This window comes from Thauera butanivorans, from assembly GCF_048398245.1.
GTDB classification, from domain to species: Bacteria; Pseudomonadota; Gammaproteobacteria; order Burkholderiales; family Rhodocyclaceae; genus Thauera; species Thauera butanivorans.
The window spans coordinates 3,707,778-3,730,702 of the sequence record NZ_CP183038.1 but is presented as its reverse complement, the minus strand read 5'-3'; the positions used below and the strand labels follow the sequence as shown (position 1 = coordinate 3,730,702).

17 protein-coding genes are annotated in these 22,925 nt (G+C 67.5%); 9 read left to right on the top strand and 8 right to left on the bottom strand.

Annotated features, from left to right (window positions below):
• Window positions 1-38 precede the first annotated feature (38 nt).
• Window positions 39-1,178 (top strand): D-alanyl-D-alanine endopeptidase, encoded by a 1,140-nt coding sequence (gene pbpG, locus ACNQFN_RS18025; RefSeq protein ID WP_418647160.1) that lies wholly within the window; start codon window positions 39-41, stop codon window positions 1,176-1,178.
• A 10-nt stretch (window positions 1,179-1,188) separates the two neighbouring features.
• On the opposite strand, the gene ACNQFN_RS18020 is transcribed toward pbpG, so the two are convergent.
• Complete coding sequence (locus ACNQFN_RS18020; RefSeq protein WP_068636876.1) at window positions 1,189-2,004, bottom strand: IclR family transcriptional regulator; 816 nt, start codon at window positions 2,002-2,004, stop codon at window positions 1,189-1,191.
• A 461-nt stretch (window positions 2,005-2,465) separates the two neighbouring features.
• On the opposite strand from ACNQFN_RS18020, the gene ACNQFN_RS18015 reads away from it, so the two are divergent.
• Complete coding sequence (locus ACNQFN_RS18015) at window positions 2,466-3,185, top strand: pseudouridine synthase (protein ID WP_245650907.1); 720 nt, start codon at window positions 2,466-2,468, stop codon at window positions 3,183-3,185.
• Window positions 3,186-3,263: 78 nt separating this feature from the next.
• On the opposite strand, the gene ACNQFN_RS18010 is transcribed toward ACNQFN_RS18015, so the two are convergent.
• The 7 genes from ACNQFN_RS18010 to ACNQFN_RS17980 form a co-directional block, all read right to left on the bottom strand.
• Window positions 3,264-3,503, bottom strand: coding sequence for a hypothetical protein (locus ACNQFN_RS18010; protein ID WP_068636875.1), 240 nt, complete (start codon window positions 3,501-3,503; stop codon window positions 3,264-3,266).
• A gap of 96 nt (window positions 3,504-3,599) precedes the next feature.
• A complete protein-coding gene (locus ACNQFN_RS18005; protein ID WP_083953587.1) occupies window positions 3,600-3,911 on the bottom strand; it encodes a hypothetical protein in 312 nt (103 codons plus the stop codon).
• Window positions 3,901-5,100: an ABC transporter permease gene (locus ACNQFN_RS18000; RefSeq protein ID WP_068636874.1), complete on the bottom strand. Its 1,200-nt coding sequence runs from the start codon at window positions 5,098-5,100 to the stop codon at window positions 3,901-3,903. Before ACNQFN_RS18000 ends, ACNQFN_RS18005 begins: the two co-directional genes overlap by 11 nt.
• A 16-nt stretch (window positions 5,101-5,116) precedes the next feature.
• A complete protein-coding gene (locus ACNQFN_RS17995; RefSeq protein WP_418647159.1) occupies window positions 5,117-6,325 on the bottom strand; it encodes an ABC transporter permease in 1,209 nt (402 codons plus the stop codon).
• A complete protein-coding gene (locus ACNQFN_RS17990; protein ID WP_418647158.1) occupies window positions 6,322-7,029 on the bottom strand; it encodes an ABC transporter ATP-binding protein in 708 nt (235 codons plus the stop codon). The genes ACNQFN_RS17995 and ACNQFN_RS17990 overlap by 4 nt, the downstream gene beginning before the upstream one ends.
• Window positions 7,030-7,042: 13 nt before the next feature.
• On the bottom strand, window positions 7,043-8,188 hold the full coding sequence (locus ACNQFN_RS17985) for an efflux RND transporter periplasmic adaptor subunit (RefSeq protein WP_068636871.1): 1,146 nt from the start codon (window positions 8,186-8,188) through the stop codon (window positions 7,043-7,045).
• A gap of 473 nt (window positions 8,189-8,661) precedes the next feature.
• Window positions 8,662-10,401 carry a glutamine--tRNA ligase/YqeY domain fusion protein gene (locus ACNQFN_RS17980; protein ID WP_068636870.1) on the bottom strand — a complete coding sequence of 580 codons (1,740 nt, stop codon included), beginning with the start codon at window positions 10,399-10,401 and terminating at the stop codon, window positions 8,662-8,664.
• A 209-nt stretch (window positions 10,402-10,610) separates the two neighbouring features.
• Between ACNQFN_RS17980 and ACNQFN_RS17975 the strand changes: the two genes are divergently transcribed.
• The 7 genes from ACNQFN_RS17975 to ACNQFN_RS17945 all read left to right on the top strand — a co-directional run bounded on the left by ACNQFN_RS17975 (window position 10,611) and on the right by ACNQFN_RS17945 (window position 22,888).
• Window positions 10,611-11,924, top strand: coding sequence for a mechanosensitive ion channel family protein (locus ACNQFN_RS17975; RefSeq protein ID WP_068636869.1), 1,314 nt, complete (start codon window positions 10,611-10,613; stop codon window positions 11,922-11,924).
• Between the two features lie 286 nt (window positions 11,925-12,210).
• On the top strand, window positions 12,211-12,876 hold the full coding sequence (locus tag ACNQFN_RS17970) for an OmpA family protein (RefSeq protein WP_068636868.1): 666 nt from the start codon (window positions 12,211-12,213) through the stop codon (window positions 12,874-12,876).
• 534 nt (window positions 12,877-13,410) lie between these two features.
• A complete protein-coding gene (locus tag ACNQFN_RS17965) occupies window positions 13,411-15,561 on the top strand; it encodes a hydantoinase/oxoprolinase family protein (RefSeq protein WP_418647157.1) in 2,151 nt (716 codons plus the stop codon).
• Window positions 15,562-15,575: 14 nt separating this feature from the next.
• Window positions 15,576-17,900 carry a hydantoinase B/oxoprolinase family protein gene (locus ACNQFN_RS17960; protein ID WP_068636866.1) on the top strand — a complete coding sequence of 775 codons (2,325 nt, stop codon included), beginning with the start codon at window positions 15,576-15,578 and terminating at the stop codon, window positions 17,898-17,900.
• A 23-nt stretch (window positions 17,901-17,923) separates the two neighbouring features.
• Entirely contained in the window at window positions 17,924-18,427 is a 504-nt protein-coding gene (locus tag ACNQFN_RS17955) for an acetone carboxylase subunit gamma (protein WP_068636865.1), read from the top strand.
• Window positions 18,428-18,496: 69 nt separating this feature from the next.
• Window positions 18,497-20,488, top strand: coding sequence for an AMP-binding protein (locus ACNQFN_RS17950; RefSeq protein ID WP_418647156.1), 1,992 nt, complete (start codon window positions 18,497-18,499; stop codon window positions 20,486-20,488).
• 435 nt (window positions 20,489-20,923) lie between these two features.
• Entirely contained in the window at window positions 20,924-22,888 is a 1,965-nt protein-coding gene (locus ACNQFN_RS17945) for a sigma-54-dependent Fis family transcriptional regulator (protein WP_418647155.1), read from the top strand.
• Window positions 22,889-22,925: the final 37 nt, after the last annotated feature.

Genomic DNA, 22,925 nt, shown 5'->3' with positions numbered 1-22,925 from the left:
AGATTCAAGGAAGGTAATTTCCTGTTGCACGCCCTGCCATGAAACCACGTTTCCTGCTTGCCGCTGCCGTGATCGGCCTGTTCATGTTGCAACCGGTTTCGAATCTTGCCGAGGCTGCAGCCAGCAAGCCCGCGCGAACCAGTGCCAAGGCCGTCCAGAAGAAGCCTGTTGCCAAGAAGTCCGTGGCAAAGAAGCCTGCTGCGAAGACGGCTGCACCGAAGAAGAAGGCTGCAGTGAAACCGTCTGCCGGCAAGACGACACGGAATGCCAGGAGCAAGGCCGTTCCGACCGGAAAGGCCCAGCGTGTTTCGGTGCGGATGGCACCTGCTGCCGCTGCGACGGCCGCCGCGGCAGCGGCCGCTGCGGAAGAGGTTGCGCTGGCGCTGGATGCCAACGGTTTCCCGCAGCTCGGCTCCAGTGCCTTCTACATCGTCAACCCGGCCAATGGCGAAGTGCTGCTCGAGCGCAATGCCGCCGTGGTGGTGCCGATCGCTTCCATCACCAAGCTGATGACCGCGATGGTCGTGCTCGATGCCGGGCAGAGCCTGTCCGAACCGATCACGATCACGAACGCCGACATCGATACGCTCAAGGGTACGGGGTCGCGCCTGGCCATCGGCTCCACGCTGACGCGCGAAGAAATGCTGCACCTTGCATTGATGTCGTCCGAAAATCGTGCTGCCTCGGCGCTCGCGCGCCACTACCCGGGTGGCGAGAGGGCCTTCATCGAAGCGATGAACGTCAAGGCGCGCCTGCTCGGACTCTGGAATACCCGCTTCCACGACAGCACCGGACTGAACCCGGCCAACGTCTCCAGCCCGCGCGACCTGGCCAAGATGGTGTCGGCGTCGGCGTCCTATCCGCTGATCCGGGAGTTCTCGACCTCGGCCGAGCGCTACGTCGATGTCCGTGGCCGCCTGACCCGCTTCGGCAACACCAACGGCCTGGTCAAGAGTCCCGAGTGGTCGATCAGCGTGTCCAAGACCGGCTACATCTCCGAGGCCGGCCGCTGCCTGGTCATGCAGACCTGGCTGCATGACCAGCCGGTGGTCATGGTACTGATGGATTCCAGCGGGCTCTACACCCGCACGGCGGATGCCAAGCGCGTGCGCAAATGGCTGGAGCAGGCCGACAGCGCGCCGCGCATGGCGGCGGCGCCGGTTCGCCGCGAAGGCTGATCGATTCGCGTCAGCGATGCTCCCGGGCGGCGCGTGCGGCGCCATAGCCCAGGGCACGCGAGATTTCGTCCGCGGTTTCGCGCACCAGCGGCGCCCAGTCGGGGTTGAAGCGCTCGGACGGCGTCGACAGCGACAGGCCGGCGATCAACTCGCCGCTGTCGTTGCGGATGCCGGCGGCAATGCAGCGCACGCCGGCCTCGACCTCATCCAGGTCGAAACCCACGCCGTGGCGGCGGACCCGTTCGAGCTCCTTTTCGAGCGCCGGCAAGGTGGTGATGGAAGCCGGTGTCGAAGGCGGCAGTCCGGTGCGCCGGGCATACTCCCGAATGCGTTCGGGGCCGTCTTCGACCAGGAACAGCTTGCCGGTCGCCGTCGTGTGCAGGGGCGCACGGGCACCGACGATATGTACCACGCGCACCGAAGATCTCCCGCTCGAAGTCCGATCCACATAGACGATCTCGTCGCCTGCACGGATACCGAGGTTTACGCTCTCGCCGGTGGCTGCATGCAGCTTCACCATCATCGGCATGGCGGTTTCGCGCAGCGAGATGCGTGACTTCACCAGGCTGCCCAGTTCCAGCAGGCGGATGCCCAGGCGGTAGATGCCGGCATCCGTGCGGTCGACGAAGCCGCTCTGGGTCATCGCACCGAGAATGCGGTGGGCCGTCGAGGGATGGAGTTCGGTTTCCAGGGCAAGCTGCTTGAGTGGAACCGGGTCGGCATGCTGGGCGAGGACGTCCAGCAGTTTCATCATGCGGTCGATGACCTGAATCGAGTTCTTGCCTTCGGTTGCAGCGGGAGCGGGGTCGATCTTCTTGGTGGACACGGCAGTGCTCTATACGAGCATTCGATGGATTGTCAGGAGTGCGAATCTTACCCGCCCACCTTGATTTCGCCTAATGAAATGAAGTGCGACCCCATGGCACGCGTGCCGTCCCGATTGTGGGCGATAATGCAGCCTTGTCTCCATCGACCCCTCAGCCGGGAGCCGTCTTGAACACGATTCGCCGAACCCCTCCCACGCCTGCGCCTTCGCAGATCAGCGGTACGCTCAAGCTGCGTCCGCGTACGGCGGAAGTTGCCGATGGCGAAGAGCGCAAGGATGCCGGGCCCCGGGAGGCCGAGCCCGCCGTCCGGCGCCGGGCACCAGCCGCTGGCGCAGCGCGGCCTGGCGGACGGGGCAAGGCGGCGGGCTCGGCCTCCCGTCCGGCTTCGACGGGGCGGAAACCGCGAGCCGATGATGGGCCTGCCGACCGGGAGCAGGGAGGAGAACCCGCGCCCCAGGGCGTGCGCCTGTCCAAGATCATGGCCGAGCGCGGCATCTGTTCGCGCCGCGAGGCCGATGAGTTCATCGAGCGCGGCTGGGTCTTCGTCGATGGCAAGCGGGTGTCCGAACTGGGTATCCGCGTCGAACCGGAGGTGCGCATCGATCTCGCGCCGGAAGCCAGCCGGGCCCAGCGCCAGCGCGTCACGATCCTGCTGCACAAGCCGGTCGGCTATGTGTCCGGCCAGCCGGAGCCGGGCTATGCGCCGGCGGTGAGCCTGATCGGCGCGGCCAACCAGTTCGATCGCGACATCGCGCAACGCTTCCATCCCAGCCAGCTCAAGAACCTTGCGCCTGCCGGGCGGCTCGACATCGATTCGACCGGTCTGCTGGTGCTGACCCAGGATGGCCGCATTGCCCGCCAGTTGATCGGCGACGATTCCAGGGTGGACAAGGAGTATCTGGTCCGTGTCGAAGGCAGGCTTCAGGCGGATGGCTTGGCCTTGCTGAATCATGGCCTCGAACTCGATGGAGTCAGGCTGCGCCCGGCGAAAGTCGAGTGGATCAACGACGATCAGCTGCGTTTCCAGTTGCGCGAGGGGCGAAAGCGCCAGATCCGCCGCATGTGCGAACTGGTCGGCTTGAAAGTCGTGGGCCTCAAGCGCGTGCGCATCGGCAAGGTGAAGCTTGGCGACCTGCCGCTCGGACAATGGCGCTACCTGCGCGAGGACGAATCCTTCTGATTCGGCCTGCCTGAGCGGAACGCAGCAAAATGAATGCGGCCATCGGAATGATGGCCGCAGATGCCTGGACCGGGGTGTTCAGGCAGCCAAGAGTTCGCGCGCCCGAGCCTTCGTCTGCCTGATGCGCTCGTCGACCTGTTTCAGCTCGGCTGCGTGCTCCGCGCTCAGGCCACTCACTTCGGCGAAGCAGCCGGCGAGCGGGCAATCGCAGCCCGGCGGACAACCGTGTTCACAGGCGCATTCCTGTTGCGTTTCGTCGAGAAGAACCATTTCACGGATGGCTTCGCAGCGACCGAGCGGGGAATCGAGGATACTCATGGCTGTCTCCTTTTTTATGCTGGTCAAGCTTGCTGCGGCTCCGAAAGCATCCGGAATGTTGCGTGAAATACGTCACGGCGAATCCTTGATTCCAGTCTAGCGGGTCGAAGCGGGTTTGCCGGGCAATCTGGGCAAAGCTTGACCTGGGTCAACCGAAGGGGATGCGGGAGGGATATTCGCCTTGCCTGACGGGCCTGCCGGCTTGCTGGGCTTGCGGCAATGGAGGTCGGCGAAGGGGCCGCGTTCGTGTGTCCAGCCGGGGCCAGGCGACGTCTGGGCACAGAATTCCTGCCCGTCCAGCTTGCTGCGCCAGACATGCCATGGTGCCGGCGCGGCGTCGGCAGAGGCCGTCAGCAGCAGCATGGCGAGCAGCGCGGCGCGGCGTGTGCCGCCGAGTTCATTCGGCATGCAGGGCCTCCACGGGGTTCAGGCGGGCGGCGCGGCTGGCGGGCAGGATGCCGGCCAGCAGGCCGATCAGCACTGCCATGCTTTCAGCAGCGAGGACGAAAGCCCAGGGCGTGCTGACCGGCAGGTTGGGGAGCAGCAGGCCGATCGACTGGGCGAGGCCCATGCCCGCGGCCAGGCCGGCCAGGCCTCCGGCGGCGGCAAGCACCACTGCTTCGCCCAGGAACAGGCCGAGGATGGTGCGGCGGCGCGCGCCGAGCGCGACCAGCAGGCCGATTTCGCTGGTACGTTCGGTGACGGCGATGGTCATGATGGTGGCGATGCCGACGCCGCCGACCAGCAGCGAAATGCCACCCAGCGCGCCGACCGCCGCGGTGAGGATGCCGAGGATGTTCGACAGCGTCGCCAGCATGTCTTCCTGGGTGCGCACGGTGAAGTCCTCGCGGCCGTGGCGTGCCATCAGGCTGCGCTTGACCTGATCGACCACGCGCGCGGCCGGCACGTTCTCGTCGTAGCTGAGGCCGATCTCCATCAGGCCGTCGCGCTTGAACAGCGCCATGCCGCGCGCGGTGGGGATGAAGGCGGTGTCGTCGAGATCGAAGCCGAGGAACTGCCCCTTTTCTTCCATGATGCCGATGACCCGGTAGCGCTCGTCGCCGATCTGCACCCGTGCGCCGAGTGCGTTGCCGGCATCGAACAGTTCGCGCTTGAGCTTGGCGCCGAGCACGACGAAGGCGCGTGCGCTGTCGCTGTCGTCCGGCGGCAGGAAGCGGCCGATGCGGACCCGCATCGCGTAGATGTCCTGCATGCCGGAACCCACCGCCAGCACCGTGGTGCGCCGCACGCGGCCATTGGCGCGCACTTCGGCGTTGCCGCTGACGTTGCCGGAAACATGGATGACATGCGGCAGGCGGGCGAGCGCCGCGGCATCGTCGAGCGTCAGTTCGCGCGCGGAGGAGGGCAGGCCCGGCGGGCCGCCGCGTGCGCCTTCGCGGCCGGGGGCGACTTCGATGACGTTGGTGCCGAACTGGCCGAACTCCCGCAGCACGAAGCGGTGCAGGCCTTCGCCGAGCGAAGTCAGCAGGATCACTGCGGCGATGCCGACCGCGATACCGCCCAGCGTCAGCATGCTGCGCAGGCGGTGGGCGGTGATCGAGCGCAGGGCCAGATGCAGGAGGTCGCGCCAGCTCATGGCATCGTCCCCGTGTTCATCGCTTCGTCAGCGCCTGGACCGGGTCCAGCGCGGCGGCGCGGCGTGCCGGCATGACGCCGAACAGCAGGCCGGTGGCGAGTGCGGTGCCGAGCGCGGCGCTCACCGCCCAGTCCGGCGGCCAGGCGGGCAGGGCGGGAAAGGCGAGCCGGATCGCCCACGCACCGGCATGGCCGAGGATGAAGCCGGCCAGTGCGCCTGCCAGCGACAAAAGCGCGGCTTCGGCCAGGAAGGCGAAACGGATGGCGCGGCGGCTGGCGCCCAGTGCCTTCAGCAGGCCGATTTCGCCGGTGCGCTGAGTGACGGCGACCAGCATCACGTTCATGACCAGGATGCCCGCCACTGCCAGGCTGATCGCGGCGATGCCGGCGACGCCCAGCGTCAGCGCGCCGAGGATGCGGTCGAAAGTGCCCAGCACTGCGTCCTGGGTGATGACGGTGAAATCGAGCTCGCCCTGGCGGCGTGCGCCCAGCAGCTTCTCGACCTCGCGCTGGGCGGGCAACAGAGATTCACGGTCGCGCGTCTCGATCATGATGCGGAACAGCGAGTTGGTGTCGAACATCGCCTGCGCGGTGGCGACCGGCACCAGCACCAGTTCGTCCGAGTTCATGCCCAGCCCGCGGCCGGCCGGCCCCATGACGCCGATCACGCGCAGCCGGCGGTCGCCCAGCCGGATCATGCGGCCGATGGCATTCTGGTTGCCGAACAGTTCGGCACGGATCGTCTCGCCGATGACGGCGACTGCCGAAGCGCGGCGGAAGTCCTCGCGCGGCAGGAACTGTCCGCGGGCGACGCCGAAGCCGCGGATGTCGACATAGTCGGCGCTGGTGCCCAGCACCATGACTTCGCGCAGGCGGCCGCCGAAGGAAATTTCGGCGCTGCCCATCGCCAGCGGGGCGACGCGCTTGACCTGCGGCACGCGCAGCAGCGCGGCGGCATCGTCGGTGGTGAGATCGCGCGGCGTGCTGCTGACGAAGCTGCCCGGGTTGACGCCGCCGGTGCCGGTGCGGCCGGGCAGCACGATCAGCAGGTTGGCGCCGAGCGCGGAGAACTCCTCGACGACGAAGCGCCGCGCGCCGTCGCCGAGCGCGGTCAGCATCACCACCGCGGCGACGCCGATCGACATCGCCAGCATCATCAGCGCGGTGCGCTGCGGGTAGCCGAGCGCGGCGCGGGTGGCGAAGCGCAGCGTATCGGCGGGGCTCATGGCGGATTCGGCGCTGCCGTCGGCGTGTTGCGCACGTCCTGGCGGATGGCGCCGTCCTCCATCAGCAGGCGGCGGCGGGCGCGTGCGCCCATCGCCGGGTCGTGGGTGACGACGATCAGCGTGGTGCCGGCGGCGTTCAGCGCTTCGAGCAGCGCCGTGACTTCCTGGCCGGTGGCGCGGTCGAGGTTGCCGGTGGGTTCGTCGGCGAGCAGCATGGCTGGGCGCATGATCGTGGCGCGGGCGATCGCCACGCGCTGGCGCTGGCCGCCGGAAAGTTCGTCCGGGCGGTGGTGGGCGCGCGATTCGAGGCCGAAATCCTTCAATGCCCGCTCCACGCGTACGCCGCGCTCCGCCGCCGGGACGCCGGCCAGCATCAGCGGCAGGGCAACGTTTTCGGCGGCGGTCAGGCGCGGCACCAGATGGAAGCTCTGGAACACGAAGCCGATGCGCGCGCTGCGCACCGCCGCCTGCTCGTCGGCCGACAAGGTGGTGACGTCGCGGCCTTCGAGCCGGTAGCGGCCGCTGTTCGGGCGGTCGAGCAGGCCGAGCAGGTTCAGCAGCGTGGACTTGCCCGAACCGGAAGGGCCCATGACCGCGACGTATTCGCCGGCCTCGATGCGCAGCGACACGTCGCTCAGCGCATGCACCTCGCTGTCGCCGAGCCGGAAGATGCGTTCGATGCCTTCCAGTTCGATCTGTGCCATGCCGTGCTCCGGGCTAGCGGGCGGTGGATTCGACGCTGACCCGTGCGCCAGCCACGACACCTGCGCGCTCCAGCGAGGTGACGATGCGCTCGCCGGCGTTCAGGCCGTCAACGATCTCGGTGTGCTCCCAGTTCGACAATCCGGTACGCACTTCGCGTTCGACCAGCCGGCCGTTCGTTTCCACCAGCACGCGTTGGCCTTCGCGCAGCGCCGCGGTGGGAATGCGCAGCGCGTCGGCGCGGGTGTCGAGCACGATCTCGACGTCGGCACTGTAGCCCACCAGCATGCCGCGCGCCTCGTCGGGGCGGACGAAGTCGATGTCCACCTCCACCGTGCGCGCCTGCTTCTCGACCGCGGTGATGTAAGGCGCGATGCGCTTGACGCGGCCTTCGAAGACGGTGGCCGGCATCGCTTCGAGCGTGATCCGCACCGGCTGGCCGGGACGGATCCGCGGGGCATCGATTTCGTCCATCGGTGCCTTGACGTACAGACAGGTGTCGTCGATCAGGTCGATCGCCGGCGGTGTCGGCACGCCGGGCGGGGAGGGGATGGAAATCTCGCCGAGTTCGCCGGTGATCAGCGCCACGGTGCCGGCGAAGGGCGCGACCAGCACCAGGCGCTGGCGGTCGATCTCGGTGGCGTCGACCTGCGCCTGGGCGGTGAGGACGTCGGCCCGCGCGGTGTCGCAGGCGGCGCGCCGGGCATGGGCTTCGGTGCGGGCCCTTTCCTCGGCGCTGGCCGAGACGAAGCCGCGTTTGACCAGTTGTGCCTGGCGTGCCGCCTCGCGTTCGGCGTTGTCGGCGACGGTACAGGCTTCCCGCACGCGCTGGCGCGCGGTCGCAAGCTGGGCCCTGGCCACCGTCAGCCGTGCTTCGAGGTCGCCATGCCACAGCCGCATCAGCACCTGGCCCGCTTCGACGCGGTCGCCTTCCTTGACGCCCAGATAGTCGATGCGGCCGCCGACGATGGTTGCCATCTTGCTGCGCTGGCAGGCTTCGATTTCGCCGGCGCGCGTGTTCGACAGCGTCGCCTCGACCAGCCCGCGCCCCACTTCATGCACCACCACCGCCACCGGCTTGGGCCGCGTCAGCCACCAGCCGGCTGCCGCCACGAGGCTGACAATCAATATCAGGGGCAGGAGGCGGCGGAGGATCTTCATGGCCAGTGTTTGCCGGTAGAGCGCATGGAAAGTAAAACGCTTGGTACTTTCGACGGCTGTCTGGAATCGTGTTTCTGGACGCTCGTGTGGGGGAAGCGTGTGTGGAATTCCTTCCGAGGCTGCGGAACTCGCTGCGCTCGGACAGTCCTCGCTTCTCCAGGAACACCACACACGCTTCCTGGAACCGCCGTAGCTTGTCGACCGGTATGAGAGGCGGGATCAGTGCTGGAACTCATGAACCTGCCCCTCACGGGCAGCGCGCCAAGCAAGTGTGTTGGGGAGGCTACGTTCTTGCTCGAATGCCTCGTTGCTGAGCACGAGTAGGATGGGTAGAGCGTAGCGAAACCCATCACCCCTGCTCCCCGCAAACGATGGGTTTCGCCTGCGGCTCTACCCATCCTACCCTGGCTGTGATCGGGTCGGTGTGCATCTCTTGGCTCGCCATTCAATGGCTCAGGTTAGCAGGCTTTCGATCAAGCTTTTCCGCCCTTCGCCCACGAATCCTTCAGCGTGACCGTGCGGTTGAACACCGGCGCGCCGGGTTTCGAATCGACGCGGTCGGCGACGAAGTAACCGTGGCGCTCGAACTGGAAGCGGTCCTCGGCCTGGGCGTCCTTCAGCGCCGGTTCCAGCCAGGCGGTGACGGTGCGCTTGCTGTCCGGGTTGATGTCGTCGAGGAAGTCGCGCTCGGCGTCCGGGGCGTCGCCTTCGCGGCGCTGGCCGGGGTGGGGGTGGGCGAACAGGCGGTCGTACAGGCGCACTTCGGCCTGGTAGCCGTGCGCGGCCGAGACCCAGTGCAGGTTGCCCTTGACCTTGTAGTCGTCGGCGCCGGGCGTGCCGGACTTGGAGTCGGGCATGTATTCGGCCAGCACCGCGGTGACATTGCCATCGGCGTCCTTCTCGCAGCCGGTGCATTTGACGACGAAGCCGTAGCGCAGCCGCGCCATGTTGCCGGGGTAGAGGCGGCGGAAGCCCTTGACGGGTTCTTCCATGAAGTCCTCGCGCTCGATCCACAGCTCGCGGCCGAAAGGCATTTCGCGCTTGCCGAGCTCGGGCTTGAGCGGGTGCTTGGGCGCTTCGCACAGCTCGGACTGGCCTTCCGGGTAGTTGGTGATGACCAGCCGCAGCGGGTCGAGCACGGCGACGCGGCGTTCGGCGGCTTCGTTGAGGTCGTCGCGCATGCACTCTTCGAGCACGCTCATGTCGATCCAGGCGTCGGCCTTGGAGACGCCGATGCGCTCGGCGAAGCGGCGGAAGCCGGCCGGCGTGAAGCCGCGGCGGCGTGCGCCGATCAGGGTCGGAAGGCGCGGGTCGTCCCAGCCGTCGACGTGGCCTTCGTTGACGAGCTGGATCAGCTTGCGCTTGGACAGCACGACGTAAGTCAGGTTGAGGCGGGAGAACTCGATCTGCTGCGGCAGCGGGCGCGGGAAGTGGCCTTCGGTGGCCAGCGCGTCGAGCAGCCAGTCGTAGAAGGGCCGCTGGTCCTCGAATTCGAGCGTGCACACCGAGTGGGTGATGTTCTCGATCGCGTCCTCGATCGGATGGGCGAAGGTGTACATCGGGTAGATGCACCATTTGTCGCCGCTGCGGTGGTGGCTGGCGTGGCGGATGCGGTAGATCGCCGGATCGCGCAGATTGATGTTGGGGCTGGCCATGTCGATCTTCGCACGCAGGACGTGGCTGCCTTCGGCGAACTCTCCGGCGCGCATGCGCTCGAAGAGCTCCAGGTTCTCGGCCACGCTGCGGTCACGCCAGGGGCTGTTCTTGCCGGCTTCGGTCAGCGTGCCGCGGTTGGCGCGCATTTCCTCGGCCGACTGCGAGTCGACATAGGCCTTGCCGGCCTTGATCAGGCTGACGGCGCAGGCGTGCATGGTGTCGAAGTAGTCCGAGGCGAAATACAGGTGTTCGCCCCAGTCGAAGCCGAGCCAGCGCACCGACTCGATGATGGCGTCGACGTATTCCTGCTCTTCCTTCTCGGGGTTGGTGTCGTCGAAACGCATGTGGCAGACGCCGCCATAGGCTTCGGCCAGGCCGAAGTTCAGGCAGATCGACTTGGCGTGGCCGTAGTGCAGGTAGCCGTTCGGTTCGGGCGGGAAGCGCGTCTCGACGCGGCCGCCCCATTTGTTGCTGCGGAGGTCCTCGTCGATGATGTTGCGAATGAAGTTGCTCGGTGCGGCGGCTTCGGCGCCGGCTTTGTGGTCGGGGTGATTCATCGGATTCAAGGGAGCTGGAGAGTTGCGGGCAGCCTGCCGGCATGGCCCGTGGATGCTTGCGATTGGGGTGGATTGTAGCCGATTGGTTCCACCCGTCGGGTTGGGGAGACGGAAGGGCAGGAAATCGGCTGGATATAATTTGCGCCAAATGCGGTTCGCCGGCGGACGGCGTTCGGATATACGCTGGGGCGCGTTTTCGTGGAGATGGAATGCAAGAGGATTTCGATGCTGCGGTCGGTGTGCTGGAGCAGCACCCGCTGCTGTACACGCTGGTCGCGGCCGGCAGCCTGCTGGCCCTCGCCTGGCTGGCGAACTGGCTGACCAAGCACGTCCTGCTGCGCGGCCTGCGCAAGCTGCTGGGCGCGAGCGTGCTCGCCCGGGATGGCGAGCCGGGCGGCACGACGCCGATGAGGGTGGTGTCGCGGCTGTCGAATACCGTTCCCGCGCTGGTGCTGATGATCGGCGTCGGCATGGTGCCGCATCTTCCGCAAGCGCTGGTGGCGGTGGTCGAGAACGTGTGCAGCGCCTTCATCGTGCTGACGGTGGCGCTGGCGCTGGGTGGCTTGCTGAACATTCTCGGCGCGCGCTATCAGCGCCGTCCCAGCGCCAGGATCCGGCCGATCAAGGGCTATGTCGAGGTGACGAAGATCATCATCTACTTCATCGCCGCGATCCTGATGGCAGCGAGCCTGGTCGATCGTTCGCCGCTGATCCTGCTGTCCGGCCTGGGGGCGATGGCAGCGGTGCTGATGCTGATCTTCCAGGACACCCTGCTGTCGCTCGTCGCCAGCATCCAGCTGGCGTCCAACGACATGGTGCGCATCGGCGACTGGATCGAGATGCCGCAACTGAATGCGGATGGCGACGTCGTCGACATTGCGCTGCACACGGTGAAGGTGCAGAACTTCGACAAGACCATCACGACCATTCCGACCAAGCGCCTGATCTCGGATTCGTTCCGCAACTGGCGCGGCATGCGCGAATCCGGCGGGCGGCGGATCAAGCGCAGCCTGTACATCGACCAGCACAGCATCCGCTTCCTGACCGACGAGGAGCGCCATCGTCTCGACCGCTTCGCGCTGCTCGACGGCTACCTGCCGGCCAAGGAGGCCGAACTGGAAGCCTGGAACGCCAGCCTGCCGGGCGGCGAGCGTGACATCGTCAACCGCCGCCGCGTCACCAACATCGGCACCTTCCGCGCCTATGTGGACCGCTACCTGCGCCATCATCCCGGCGTGCATCAGGGCATGATGCTGATGGTGCGCCAGATGGCGCCGACTTCGGACGGCCTGCCGCTGGAGATCTACTGCTTCTCCAACACCGTCGTGTGGGCCGAATACGAAGGTACGCAGTCGGACATCTTCGACCATCTGCTGGCCATCCTGCCGGAGTTCGGCCTGCGCGTGTTCCAGCATCCCAGTGGCGCCGACATGCGTGCGCTCGGCCGCGGCCTGCGGGCATCGGAAGGCTTCCAGCTCGGCGTCGACGCCGGCCGGGCGGTGATCGACAGGGAACACGCATGAAGCTGCCTGTGCTCGCCGGCTTCGGACGTCCGGGGATGCGGCAGCGCCAGGCGGCAATCTTTCGGGTGTGACGCATGACACGCCGGCGGCGAGCCTGTCCGCCGGCTTGCGCCTCTTCCCGCATGCATGCGGCGCGGTTCTGGCAACATGGCAATCGATTCGATTTCCATTTGCGCGGATGGCCGGCGTGGAGCCGGTCATCCTTTGTTGCACACCCGCTTGGCGAGGCGCGTGCGTTGGGCGTGGATAATCGCCGGGCCTGTTACAAATCTGGAGGCTGGACATCATGAAGAAGATCATCGTTTCCCTGGCTGCGCTCACCTTTGCCGCCGGCGGCCTGGTCGGCTGCGCCAACATGAGCGAAACCCAGCGCGATACCGGCATCGGCGCCGGCATCGGCGCCGTGGCCGGTGCCGCGATCGGGCGTGCGACGGCCGGCGGCAACAAGGGCAAGAGCACCACGACCGGGGCGGCGGTGGGCGCCGCGGTGGGTGCCGCGGGCGGCTATCTGTGGTCGCAGCACATGCAGAAGCAGAAGGCCGAGATGGAGCAGGCGACCCAGGGCACCGGCATCGGCGTCAGCCAGACCGCCGACAACCAGCTCAAGGTCGATATCCCGAGCGATGTCTCTTTCGACACCGGCCGCTACGACATCAAGCCGAACATGCGCCCGGTGCTCGACCGCCTGGCGGGCGGCCTGAATCAGCACCCTGTCACCACCGTCACCATCATCGGCCACACCGACAGTACCGGCAGCGATGCGGTCAATAATCCCCTGTCGATCAACCGCGCCGCCGCAGTACGGGACTACCTGACGGCGCGCGGCGTGTCGGCGCAGCGCATCGCCATCGACGGCCGCGGCTCGCGCCAGCCGATCGCCGACAACTCGACCGTGTCCGGCCGCGCGATGAACCGCCGCGTCGAGATTTTCGTCGGCGAAGCCGCGCAGTAAATAGGCGCCCGTTTCCTTTCCCATTCCGCAGGCGGCGTTCAGACACGGTACGTGCGGTCTGAACGCCGGACCCGCCAGGGCCGTTCGCGCCCTCGGCCATCCCGCCCCCGATGCCGCTGTCTTCGTTCCCGATGGGCGGGCTTCTTCCGTAGCTGAATCAACACCCGGCTGCTGCCGCCCGCTTCGGGCCTGCGCCGCCCTGCCTCCGGGCGTGACCGTGCCCATGGCCGCTGGTTCGGCGCATGGCGAAGGGCGCCGTGCCCTGCCTGTGCGTACGGTGTGCCCGCGACTGCTTCAGGACGCGTTTCCGTATTCATCGAACGTCCGGATTCCGGACGACGATACCGAATCCGGCCGCTCAACTCCGTTCGTACACCATGTTGCGCTGCGGGGTGGGCGCGGCCAGGGGGCAGTCCCGCAGCGGGCTGTCTGGATGCTGCGTTGCGGAGGCGCTGCCATGGCATGGGGGTTGCAATGGACGAAGCGGTGCCACGCACCGACCAGTTCATCCAACCAGAAGGAACGGAGACAACCATGGAAGTCCAGACCGCATCACGGGTACAGGTGATGGGAATCGATGCCGGCGGCACGATGACCGACACTTTCTTCGTGCGCGACGACGGCCGCTTCGTCGTCGGCAAGGCGCAGAGCAATCCGGCGGACGAGTCGCTCGCCATTTTCAACTCATCCCAGGATGCGCTCGCACACTGGGGACGGGGTGTCGACGACGTCTACCCCGAGCTTGCGACCTGTGTCTATTCCGGCACGGCGATGCTCAACCGCGTCCTGATGCGCAAGGGCCTCGACGTCGGCCTGATCTGCAATCGCGGCTTCGAGCAGATTCATTCGATGGGCCGCGCCCTGCAGAGCTATCTCGGCTATGCGCTGGAAGACCGCATCCACCTCAACACCCATCGCTACGACGAGCCGCTGGTGCCGGTGTCGCGCACCCGCGGCGTGACCGAGCGCACCGACGTGCAGGGCAAGGTCGTGATCCCGCTGCGTGCCGAGGAGGTGCGCCAGGCGACCCGCGAACTGGTCGAGGCCGGCGCCCAGGCGATCGTGATCTGTCTGCTGCAGTCGCACAAGAACGGCAGCAACGAGGAGCGCGCGCGCGATCTGGTGCTCGACGAACTGAAGAAGCTGAAAGTCGACATCCCGGTGTTCGCGTCGGTGGACTACTACCCGTCGCGCAAGGAAAGCCACCGCATGAACACGACGATCCTCGAAGCCTACGGCGCCGAGCCTTCGCGCCAGACGCTGAAGAAGGTCAGCGACCGCTTCAAGAAGCACGGCGCGAAGTTCGACCTGCGGGTGATGGCGACCCATGGCGGCACGATCTCGTGGAAGGCCAAGGAACTGGCCCGCACCATCGTTTCCGGCCCGATCGGCGGCGTGATCGGCTCCAGGCTGCTGGGCGAATGCCTGGGCGACGAGAACATCGCCTGCTCGGACATCGGCGGCACCTCCTTCGACGTCGCCCTGATCACCAAGGGCAACTTCGCGATCAAGTCCGACCCCGACATGGCCCGCCTGGTGCTGTCGCTGCCGCTGGTGGCGATGGACTCGGTCGGCTCGGGCGCTGGCAGCTTCGTGCGGCTGGACCCCTATAGCAAGTCGATCAAGCTCGGCCCCGACAGCGCCGGCTACCGCGTCGGCACCAGCTGGCCGGAAAGCGGGCTGGATACGGTGTCGGTCACCGACTGCCACGTCGTGCTCGGCTACCTCAACCCGGACAACTTCCTCGGTGGTGCGATCAAGCTCGACGTGCAGCGCGCGCGAGACCACATCAAGGCCCAGATCGCCGACCCGCTCGGCCTGTCGGTCGAGGATGCCGCAGCCGGCGTGATCGAGCTGCTCGACCTGACGCTGTCGGAATACCTGCGCGCCAACATCAGCGCCAAGGGCTACAACCCGGCCGAGTTCACCTGCTTCTCCTACGGCGGCGCGGGGCCGGTGCACACCTACGGCTACACCGAAGGCGTCGGCTTCAAGGACGTCGTCGTGCCGGCCTGGGCCGCCGGCTTCTCGGCCTTCGGCTGCGCCTGCGCGGATTTCGAGTACCGCTACGACAAGTCGGTGGATCTCGGCGTGGCCCAGCTCGCCCCCGACACCGACAAGGCAGCGGCCTGCGCGACGCTGCAGCAGGCCTGGGAAGAACTGGCGCTGAAGGTCATCGACGAGTTCGTCATCAACGGCTACAAGGCCGAGGACGTGATCCTGATCCCCGGCTACAAGATGCAGTACATGGGCCAGTTGAACGATCTCGAGATCGTTTCGCCGGTGTCCACGGCCGCGACCGCCGCCGACTGGGACCGCATCGTCGACGCCTTCGAGACCACCTACGGCCGCGTCTATGCCAGCTCGGCGCGTTCGCCGGAACTGGGCTTCTCGATCACCGGCGCGATCCTGCGCGGCATGGTGGTGACGCAGAAGCCGGTGCTGCCGGAGGACGCCGATGCCGGGCCGACGCCGCCGAAGGAGGCCTTTCTCGGCACCCGTCCGTTCTACCGCCACAAGAAATGGGTCGATGCCGCGCTGTGGAAGATGGAGTCGCTCAAGGCCGGCAACCACATCGTCGGCCCCGCGATCATCGAATCCGACGCCACCACCTTCGTCGTGCCGGAAGGTTTCGAGACGACGGTCGACAAGCACCGCCTGTTCCATCTGAAAGAAGTGAAATAAGGAGGAGACGCGCCATGAACATGATGACAAGCAAGGAAGTCGGCTTTGCCGACCTGCTGAAGAACGGCCAGACGCTGAAGCAGTACCGTGACGGCATCATCGAACGCACGAAAGCGACCGGCCACTACAACGGCCTCGAGAAGCTCGCGCTCCGCGACAGCGACCCGATCGGCTACGAGAAGCTGTTCTCCAAGCTGCGCGGCGGCCTGGTGCATGCCCGCGAAACGGCCAAGAAGATCGCCGCCAGCCCGATCGTCGAACAGGAAGGCGAGCTGTGCTTCACGCTGTACAACGCCGCCGGCGACTGCGTGCTGACCTCGACCGGCATCATCATCCACGTCGGCACGATGGGCGCGGCGATCAAGTACATGATCGAGAACAACTGGGAGGCCAACCCCGGTATCAATCCCGGTGACATGTTCACGACCAACGACTGCGCCATCGGCAACGTGCACCCCTGCGACATTGCCACCATCGTGCCGATCTTCTGGGAAGGCCGGCTGATCGGCTGGGTCGGCGGCGTGACCCACGTGATCGACACCGGCGCGGTGACGCCGGGCTCGATGTCCACCGGCCAGACCCAGCGCTTCGGCGACGGCTACATGATCACCTGCCGCAAGACCGGCATCAACGACGAGCCGCTGCGCGACTGGCTGCACGAATCGCAACGCTCGGTGCGCACGCCCAAGTACTGGATCCTCGACGAGAAGACCCGCATCGCCGGCTGCCACATGATCCGCGAGCTGGTCGAGGAAGTGATCCGCGCCGACGGCATCGAGGCCTACGAGAAGTTCGCCTTCGAGGTCATCGAGGAGGGTCGCCGCGGGCTGATGAGCCGGATCAAGGCGATGACGCTGCCGGGCACCTACCGCAAGGTGTCCTTTGTCGACGTGCCCTACAAGCACGAGGACGTGCAGGTGTCCAACGCCTTCGCCAAGCTCGACTCCATCATGCACTCGCCGGTCGAGATGACGATCCGGCCGGACGGCAAGTGGCGGCTCGACTTCGAGGGCGCGAGCCGCTGGGGCTGGCATACCTTCAACGCCCACCAGGTGGCCTTCACCTCGGGCATCTGGGTGATGATGTGCCAGACTCTGGTGCCGACCCAGCGCATCAACGACGGTGCCTACTTCGCCACCGAGTTCCGCCTGCCCAAGGGCACCTGGTGCAACCCCGACGACCGCCGCACCGGCCACGCCTACGCCTGGCACTTCCTCGTCTCCGGCTGGGCGGCGCTGTGGCGCGGTCTGTCCCAGTCCTACTTCAGCCGCGGCTACCTGGAAGAGGTCAACGCCGGCAACGCCAACACCTCGAACTGGCTGCAGGGCGGCGGCATCAACCAGGACGGCGAGATCCACGCGGTGAATAGTTTCGAAGCCTCGAGCTGCGGCACCGGCGCCTGCGCCATCAAGGACGGCCTGAACCACGCCGCGGCGATCTGGAACCCCGAAGGCGACATGGGCGACATCGAGATCTGGGAGATGGCCGAGCCGCTGCTGTACCTCGGCCGCAACGTCAAGGCCAACTCCGGCGGCTACGGCAAGTACCGCGGCGGCTGCGGCTTCGAGACGCTGCGCATGGTCTGGAACGCCCAGGACTGGACCATGTTCTTCATGGGCAATGGCTTCATGAACAGCGATTGGGGCCTGATGGGCGGCTATCCGTCGGCCACCGGCTACCGCTTCGAGGCACACGGCACCGGCCTCGACAAGCGCATCGAGATCGGCGATTCGCTGCCGCTCGGCGGCGACTTCGACCCCTCGGACCCGGACTACGAGCGCCACATCGATGCGACCGCGGCGGTCAAGCGCGACAAGCAGTGCATCACCACCGAGGACTGCTACGGCAACCACGACCTCTACCTCAACTACCTGCGCGGCGGCCCCGGTTTCGGCGACCCGATCGACCGTGACCCGAAGGCGATCGAGAACGACCTGAACCAGAAGTTCCTGCTGCCCGAGTACGCGCGAAAGGTCTATGGCGCGGAGTTCACGCAGGATGCGAAGGGCGTGTTCACGGTGGACGCGGCCAGGACCCAGGCGCGCCGCGCCGCGCTCCGCAAGGAGCGCCTGGCCCGCGCGATGCCGGTGCGCGACTGGATGCGGGGCGAGCGGGAAAAGATCATCAACAAGAGCGCTTCGCCCCAGGTGCAGCACATGTTCGCCACCAGCTTCGCGCTGTCGGAGAAGTTCACCAGGGAGTTCAAGGCCTTCTGGAGCCTGCCGGCCGACTGGCAACTGCTCGAATCCGAGCTGGGCGTGCCGTCCTACGGTGCCAAGCACCGCATGGACCTGTCGCTGCTGCCGGACGTCACCACCGTCGTCCAGGTCGAAGAGTAATCACCGAATCAAGGAGCTGGAACATGTCTACCTATACCGATGAACAGGTCGCCCATCTCGTCGATGGCACCCTGAACTGGGAAACCACCTTCCGCATGCTGTCGATGCCCAAGGACAACAGCCGCTTCGAGCAGTACCTGAAGGCGCTGCAGGCCAAGGTGGGCTTCAAGGAGCGGATCGTGCTGCCGCTGGGTCCGCACCTCCACATCGTGCAGAACGCGAACAAGCAGTGGGTCACCCAGTGCGACTGCGGCCACGCGTTCTGCGACTACCGCGAGAACTGGAAGCTGCACGCGGCGATCTACGTGCGCGACACCGAGGAGGCGATGACCGAGGTCTATCCCAGGCTGATGGCGCCGGACACGCAGTGGCAGGTGTACCGTGAGTACTACTGCCCGAGCTGCGGCACGATGCACGACGTCGAGGCGCCGACGCCGTGGTACCCGGTGATCCACGACTTCGAACCGGACATCGAGGCCTTCTACGAGGAGTGGGTGGGCCTGCCGGTGCCGGAACGCGCCGACTGAGGTCCATGTCGCGGCACGGCGGGCCTGGTGGGGCGCCGTGCCGCTTTCGATTTCGCGAAAGGAGACAGCATGGAAACCTGTGTCGGCAGCGGCATCTACTTCGAGGACACCGCACTCGCACGCTTCATCCGGCACTATGGCCACGTCGACCTCGCCGGCCTGCATGCCTGCGCCGCCGAAGAGCCGGCGCGCTTCTGGGCCGAGGTCGAAGAGGCGCTCGGCCTGCGCTGGACGCGGCCATACCGGCAGGTGCTCGACCTGGACGGCGGGCCGGCCTGGCCGCGCTGGTTCGTCGGCGGAGAACTCGACCTGCACGACAATCTGCTCGGCCGTATAGCACGTGACGACCCAGGACGCCCGGCGCTGTCGTGGGAAGGCGACGACGGCAGCCTGCGGCTGCTCGACTATGCCGCGCTCGACGAGGAAGTGCGGCGGCTCGCGACCGGGCTGGCGGCGCTCGGCGTCGGTCACGGCGAGCGTGTGGCGATGTACCTGCCGATGGTGCCGGAGACGGCGGCCGTGCTGCTTGCCTGCGCCCGCCTCGGTGCCATCGCGCTGCCGCTGTTTTCAGGTTATGGCGCCGACGCGGTGGCGAGCCGGCTGCGGGACAGCGGCGCGAGGCTGCTGGTGTGCGCCGATGCCTATCTGCGCCGCGGGCGCTGGGTCGACATGCTCGGCGAAGCGCGCAGGGCGGCAGCGGACTGCCCGGCGCTCGCCGATCTGCTGGTCGTCGGCCGCAAGGGCGGCGGGGTGGCGCCATCGCAGGGCGCGCGGCGCTGGCGCGAAACCGGCTACCGGGCGCTGATCGCGCGCAGCGCCCCGCAGCAGGGGGCAGCGTCCCACGCCGCCGAGACGCCGCTGATGATCCTGTACACCTCGGGCACGACGGGGCGGCCGAAGGGCGTGATCCACACCCATGCCGGTTTCCCGCTGAAGGCGGCGCAGGACATGATGATGGCCTTCGACCTGGGGGCGGGCGACCGCATCTGCTGGATCACCGACATGGGCTGGATGATGGGCCCCTGGCTGGTGTTCGGCGGCCTGCTGCGCGGCGCCACCCTGATGCTGTTCGAAGGCACGCCCGACCATCCGCGGCCGGATCGCCTGTGGCAACTGGCCGAGCGCCACCACCTCAGCCACCTTGGCCTGTCGCCGACGCTGGTCCGGCTGCTGATGGCCGAAGGTGAGGCGGGGCTGCCGGCACCCGGCGCGCTCGCCGGCCTGCGGATGTTCGGCTCCACCGGCGAGCCCTGGAACGAGGCGCCCTGGCGCTGGCTTTTCGAGCGCGTCGGCGAAGGGCGCTGCCCGATCATCAACTATTCCGGCGGCACCGAGATCGGCGGCGGCATCCTCGGCTGTTTCGCCGGTCTGCCGCAGAAGCCTTGCGGCTTCACCGGGCCGATTCCGGGAATGGTCGCCGATGTCGTCGATGCCGCCGGGCGGAGCCTGCGCGCGCTGCCGGGCAGCGGCACCGGCGCCGAGGTCGGCGAACTCGTGCTGCGCGCGCCCTGGCCGGGCATGGCGGCCGGCTTCTGGCAGGACGAGGCACGCTACCTCGATGCCTACTGGTCGCGCTTTCCCGGCCTGTGGGTGCATGGCGACTGGGCGCGGGTTGATGCCGGCGGCCACTGGTTCATCGAGGGCCGCAGCGACGATACGCTGAAGATCGCCGGCAAGCGCGTGGGCCCGGCCGAGTACGAATCGGCCCTGGTCGATCATGAGCTGGTCAAGGAGGCGGTCGCGGTCGGCGTGCCCGATCCGCTCAAGGGCGAGACGGTGGTGTGCTTCGTGACGCTGGCGGCAGCCGGAGGCGCGGAGGACTGGGGCGCGTCCGAGCGCGCCCTGCGCGCGCATGTCGGCGAACGCCTCGGCAAGCCGCTGGCGCCTGCCCGGGTGCATCGTGCGGCGGCACTGCCGCGTACGCGCAACGGCAAGATCCTGCGCCGCCTGGTGCGCGCCGTTTATCTCGGCGAGGCGCTGGGCGACCTGAGTTCGCTGGAGGACCCGGCCGCGCTGGAGGCGATCCGTGCCTGCCTTCCGCCGTCCGCGCCGAACGCCTGAAACGTACGGTATTCGAACGCCGGCGGGCGGATGACCGTCCGATTTCCGTACGGCCGTCCGCCCGCCGCAGGGTGTTCCCGCCGTCCATCGGGCTTGCGCCGTCCGCTCCTGCGGCTTGAGATGCCCGAACTGCTGGGCTTCCGCGCGTGTTGCCGGGGGAGATCGCCCGGCACATGGCTCCTGGCATCTGGTTTGCTATGCTTCAGCACGAGCCGCGCGCCGCCGCCGGTACGGTTGCGGCGCGGCTCATCGCGTCGTCGTCCGACGACTCCGACGGCAAGACCCGGAACCGGGGCGGCAGAATCCACAAGGGGCCCATCCCTCTGGCCGCATACAGCGGCCCGCCGCGTCGCGTTTCGCGAGGAGGAGACATTGAACTCATTGCGCATGCCCGACGGGCAGAAGTTTTCCGATCCCTGTAATGATGCTGATGTCATGGATGCGTGGGAGCGCTTCCTCAGCGGTAGCGCCGTGCCCTCCGATGCGCTGCGCAGCCTGGTCGACGGCTCCTGGCAGCGCTGCCAGCGGCACAACGTCGATCCGGACAAGTCCTGTGCGCCGCCGCCGGTGGCGGAGTCCGCGCTGGCCTCGCTCTGCCAGCGCCACAGCGGGCTGCTGCAGGCAAGCGCGCCGGTGATGGCCTGTGCGCGTGATTTTCTCGCCGAGACCGGTACCGTGATGGCGCTTGCCGATACCAGCTCGACCATCCTGACGATGGAGGGAGACAACCCCACCATGGGTTCGGCCGAATCCATCCACCTGCTGCCCGGCGTGTCGTGGAGCGAGCGTATCTGCGGCACCAACGCCATCGGCACTGCGCTCGCCGTGGGCCAGCCGGTGCAGATCCACTCTGCGGAGCACTACTGTGCGGGCATCAAGCGCTGGACCTGTTCGGCCACCGTGATCCGCCACCCGCAGGACGGCGAGATCCTGGGCGTGGTGGACGTGTCGGGATTGTCCGAGACCTACAGCCGCCAGAGCTTGGCGCTGGTCGTCACCACGGCGAGCCGCATCGAGAGCCGGCTGACCCTGCTCGAAATGGAGCGGCGCTACCACCTGCTGGAGGCCGCGCTGCCGCACTGGGCTGGCGGCACCGACGGCGTCGTGCTGTTCGACCACCGTGGTTATCCGATCAAGGCTAACGAAAACGCGCAGGCGGCGATTGCCGCCTTGGGCGCCGATCTCGATCTTGCCGCGCCGCGGCGGATTCCGGCGCTTGCGCTGGAAGGCGGCGGCCAGGCGCTGCCGGCATGGCTGCAGTCTGCATGGTTGCAGCCGGTGAGCCGCCGTGGCGAACGCCTGGGCACCCTGATGATCGTGCCCTTGCCGCGCCTCGGCCGGGCGCGGGCGGCCGGGCCGATGCGTGAGTTGGCCGGGGAGGCCACCGTGCGCAGCCCGCGCGCGACGGAAACGCCTGCCGGCTTCGGCGGCGTCGTCACGGCCGATGCCGGGCTTCGCGAGGCCCTGCGCAAGGCCAGCCAGCTCGCGCGCTCGCGGGTTCCGGTGCTGCTGCTGGGCGAGACCGGAGCAGGCAAGGAGGAGTTCGCGCAGGGCCTGCACAAGGCCAGCCCTTTCAGCGACGGCCCCTATGTGGCCTTGAACTGCGGCGGCCTGTCGCGCGAGCTGCTGGCAAGCGAACTGTTCGGCTATGTCGACGGCGCGTTCACCGGCGCGCGCAAGGGTGGGCTGGTGGGCAAGATCGAGGCGGCCAACGGCGGCACCCTGTTCCTCGACGAGATCGGCGAGATGCCGCTCGACCTGCAGCCGCATCTGCTGCGCGTGCTGGAACAGGGTGAGATCTACCGCCTGGGCGAGAACGTGCCGCGCAAGGTCACATTCCGCCTGGTCGCGGCGACCCATCGCGATCTGCGCCAGGAAGTGGCGGGCGGCCGCTTCCGCATGGATTTCTACTACCGTGTGGCGGTGACCTCGATCCGCATCCCGGCACTGCGCGAGCGCGGCGGCGACGTGCGCCTGCTTGCTGCCCACTTCGTCGAGTTGTTCCGGGAGCGCCATGGGCTGGGGCCGCGCTGGCTCAGCGAGCCGCTACTCGCCGCGCTGGAGGTCTATGCCTGGCCGGGCAATGTGCGCGAACTGCGCAATGTCATCGAGAGCATGCTGCTGATGAGCGAGAGCGAGGTGCTCGGTATCGAGGCCCTGCCGCCGGAACTGAGGGCTGCCGGCGCCGAGCCGGCCGATGAGCACAGGACATCGTTGCCGGCACCTGCCGTGCGCAGCATCGCCACGGGCGAGGCGGAGCTGATCCGCAGCGCCATCTCCGCTACGCGCGGCAATCTGACGAAAGCGGCGCGCGAACTGGACATCGCGAAGAGCACGCTGTACCAGAAGCTGCGGCAGTACGGCCTGGAAAATGAGGTCAAGCGCGAGCGCGGCCGTTAGCAGACGGGGCCAGCAGGGAGGGTGGGGCGGCATTTGC

Excerpts from the sequence above, each read along its gene's own strand:
- pbpG (WP_418647160.1), top strand. The coding sequence starts at position 39 with ATGAAACCACGTTTCCTGCTTGCCGCTGCCGTGATCGGCCTGTTCATG.
- ACNQFN_RS18010 (WP_068636875.1), bottom strand. The coding sequence starts at position 3,503 with ATGAGTATCCTCGATTCCCCGCTCGGTCGCTGCGAAGCCATCCGTGAA.
- ACNQFN_RS18005 (WP_083953587.1), bottom strand. The coding sequence starts at position 3,911 with ATGCCGAATGAACTCGGCGGCACACGCCGCGCCGCGCTGCTCGCCATG.
- ACNQFN_RS18000 (WP_068636874.1), bottom strand. The coding sequence starts at position 5,100 with ATGAGCTGGCGCGACCTCCTGCATCTGGCCCTGCGCTCGATCACCGCC.
- ACNQFN_RS17995 (WP_418647159.1), bottom strand. The coding sequence starts at position 6,325 with ATGAGCCCCGCCGATACGCTGCGCTTCGCCACCCGCGCCGCGCTCGGC.
- ACNQFN_RS17990 (WP_418647158.1), bottom strand. The coding sequence starts at position 7,029 with ATGGCACAGATCGAACTGGAAGGCATCGAACGCATCTTCCGGCTCGGC.
- ACNQFN_RS17985 (WP_068636871.1), bottom strand. The coding sequence starts at position 8,188 with ATGAAGATCCTCCGCCGCCTCCTGCCCCTGATATTGATTGTCAGCCTC.
- ACNQFN_RS17980 (WP_068636870.1), bottom strand. The coding sequence starts at position 10,401 with ATGAATCACCCCGACCACAAAGCCGGCGCCGAAGCCGCCGCACCGAGC.
- ACNQFN_RS17975 (WP_068636869.1), top strand. The coding sequence starts at position 10,611 with ATGCAAGAGGATTTCGATGCTGCGGTCGGTGTGCTGGAGCAGCACCCG.
- ACNQFN_RS17970 (WP_068636868.1), top strand. The coding sequence starts at position 12,211 with ATGAAGAAGATCATCGTTTCCCTGGCTGCGCTCACCTTTGCCGCCGGC.
- ACNQFN_RS17965 (WP_418647157.1), top strand. The coding sequence starts at position 13,411 with ATGGAAGTCCAGACCGCATCACGGGTACAGGTGATGGGAATCGATGCC.
- ACNQFN_RS17960 (WP_068636866.1), top strand. The coding sequence starts at position 15,576 with ATGAACATGATGACAAGCAAGGAAGTCGGCTTTGCCGACCTGCTGAAG.
- ACNQFN_RS17955 (WP_068636865.1), top strand. The coding sequence starts at position 17,924 with ATGTCTACCTATACCGATGAACAGGTCGCCCATCTCGTCGATGGCACC.
- ACNQFN_RS17950 (WP_418647156.1), top strand. The coding sequence starts at position 18,497 with ATGGAAACCTGTGTCGGCAGCGGCATCTACTTCGAGGACACCGCACTC.
- ACNQFN_RS17945 (WP_418647155.1), top strand. The coding sequence starts at position 20,924 with ATGGATGCGTGGGAGCGCTTCCTCAGCGGTAGCGCCGTGCCCTCCGAT.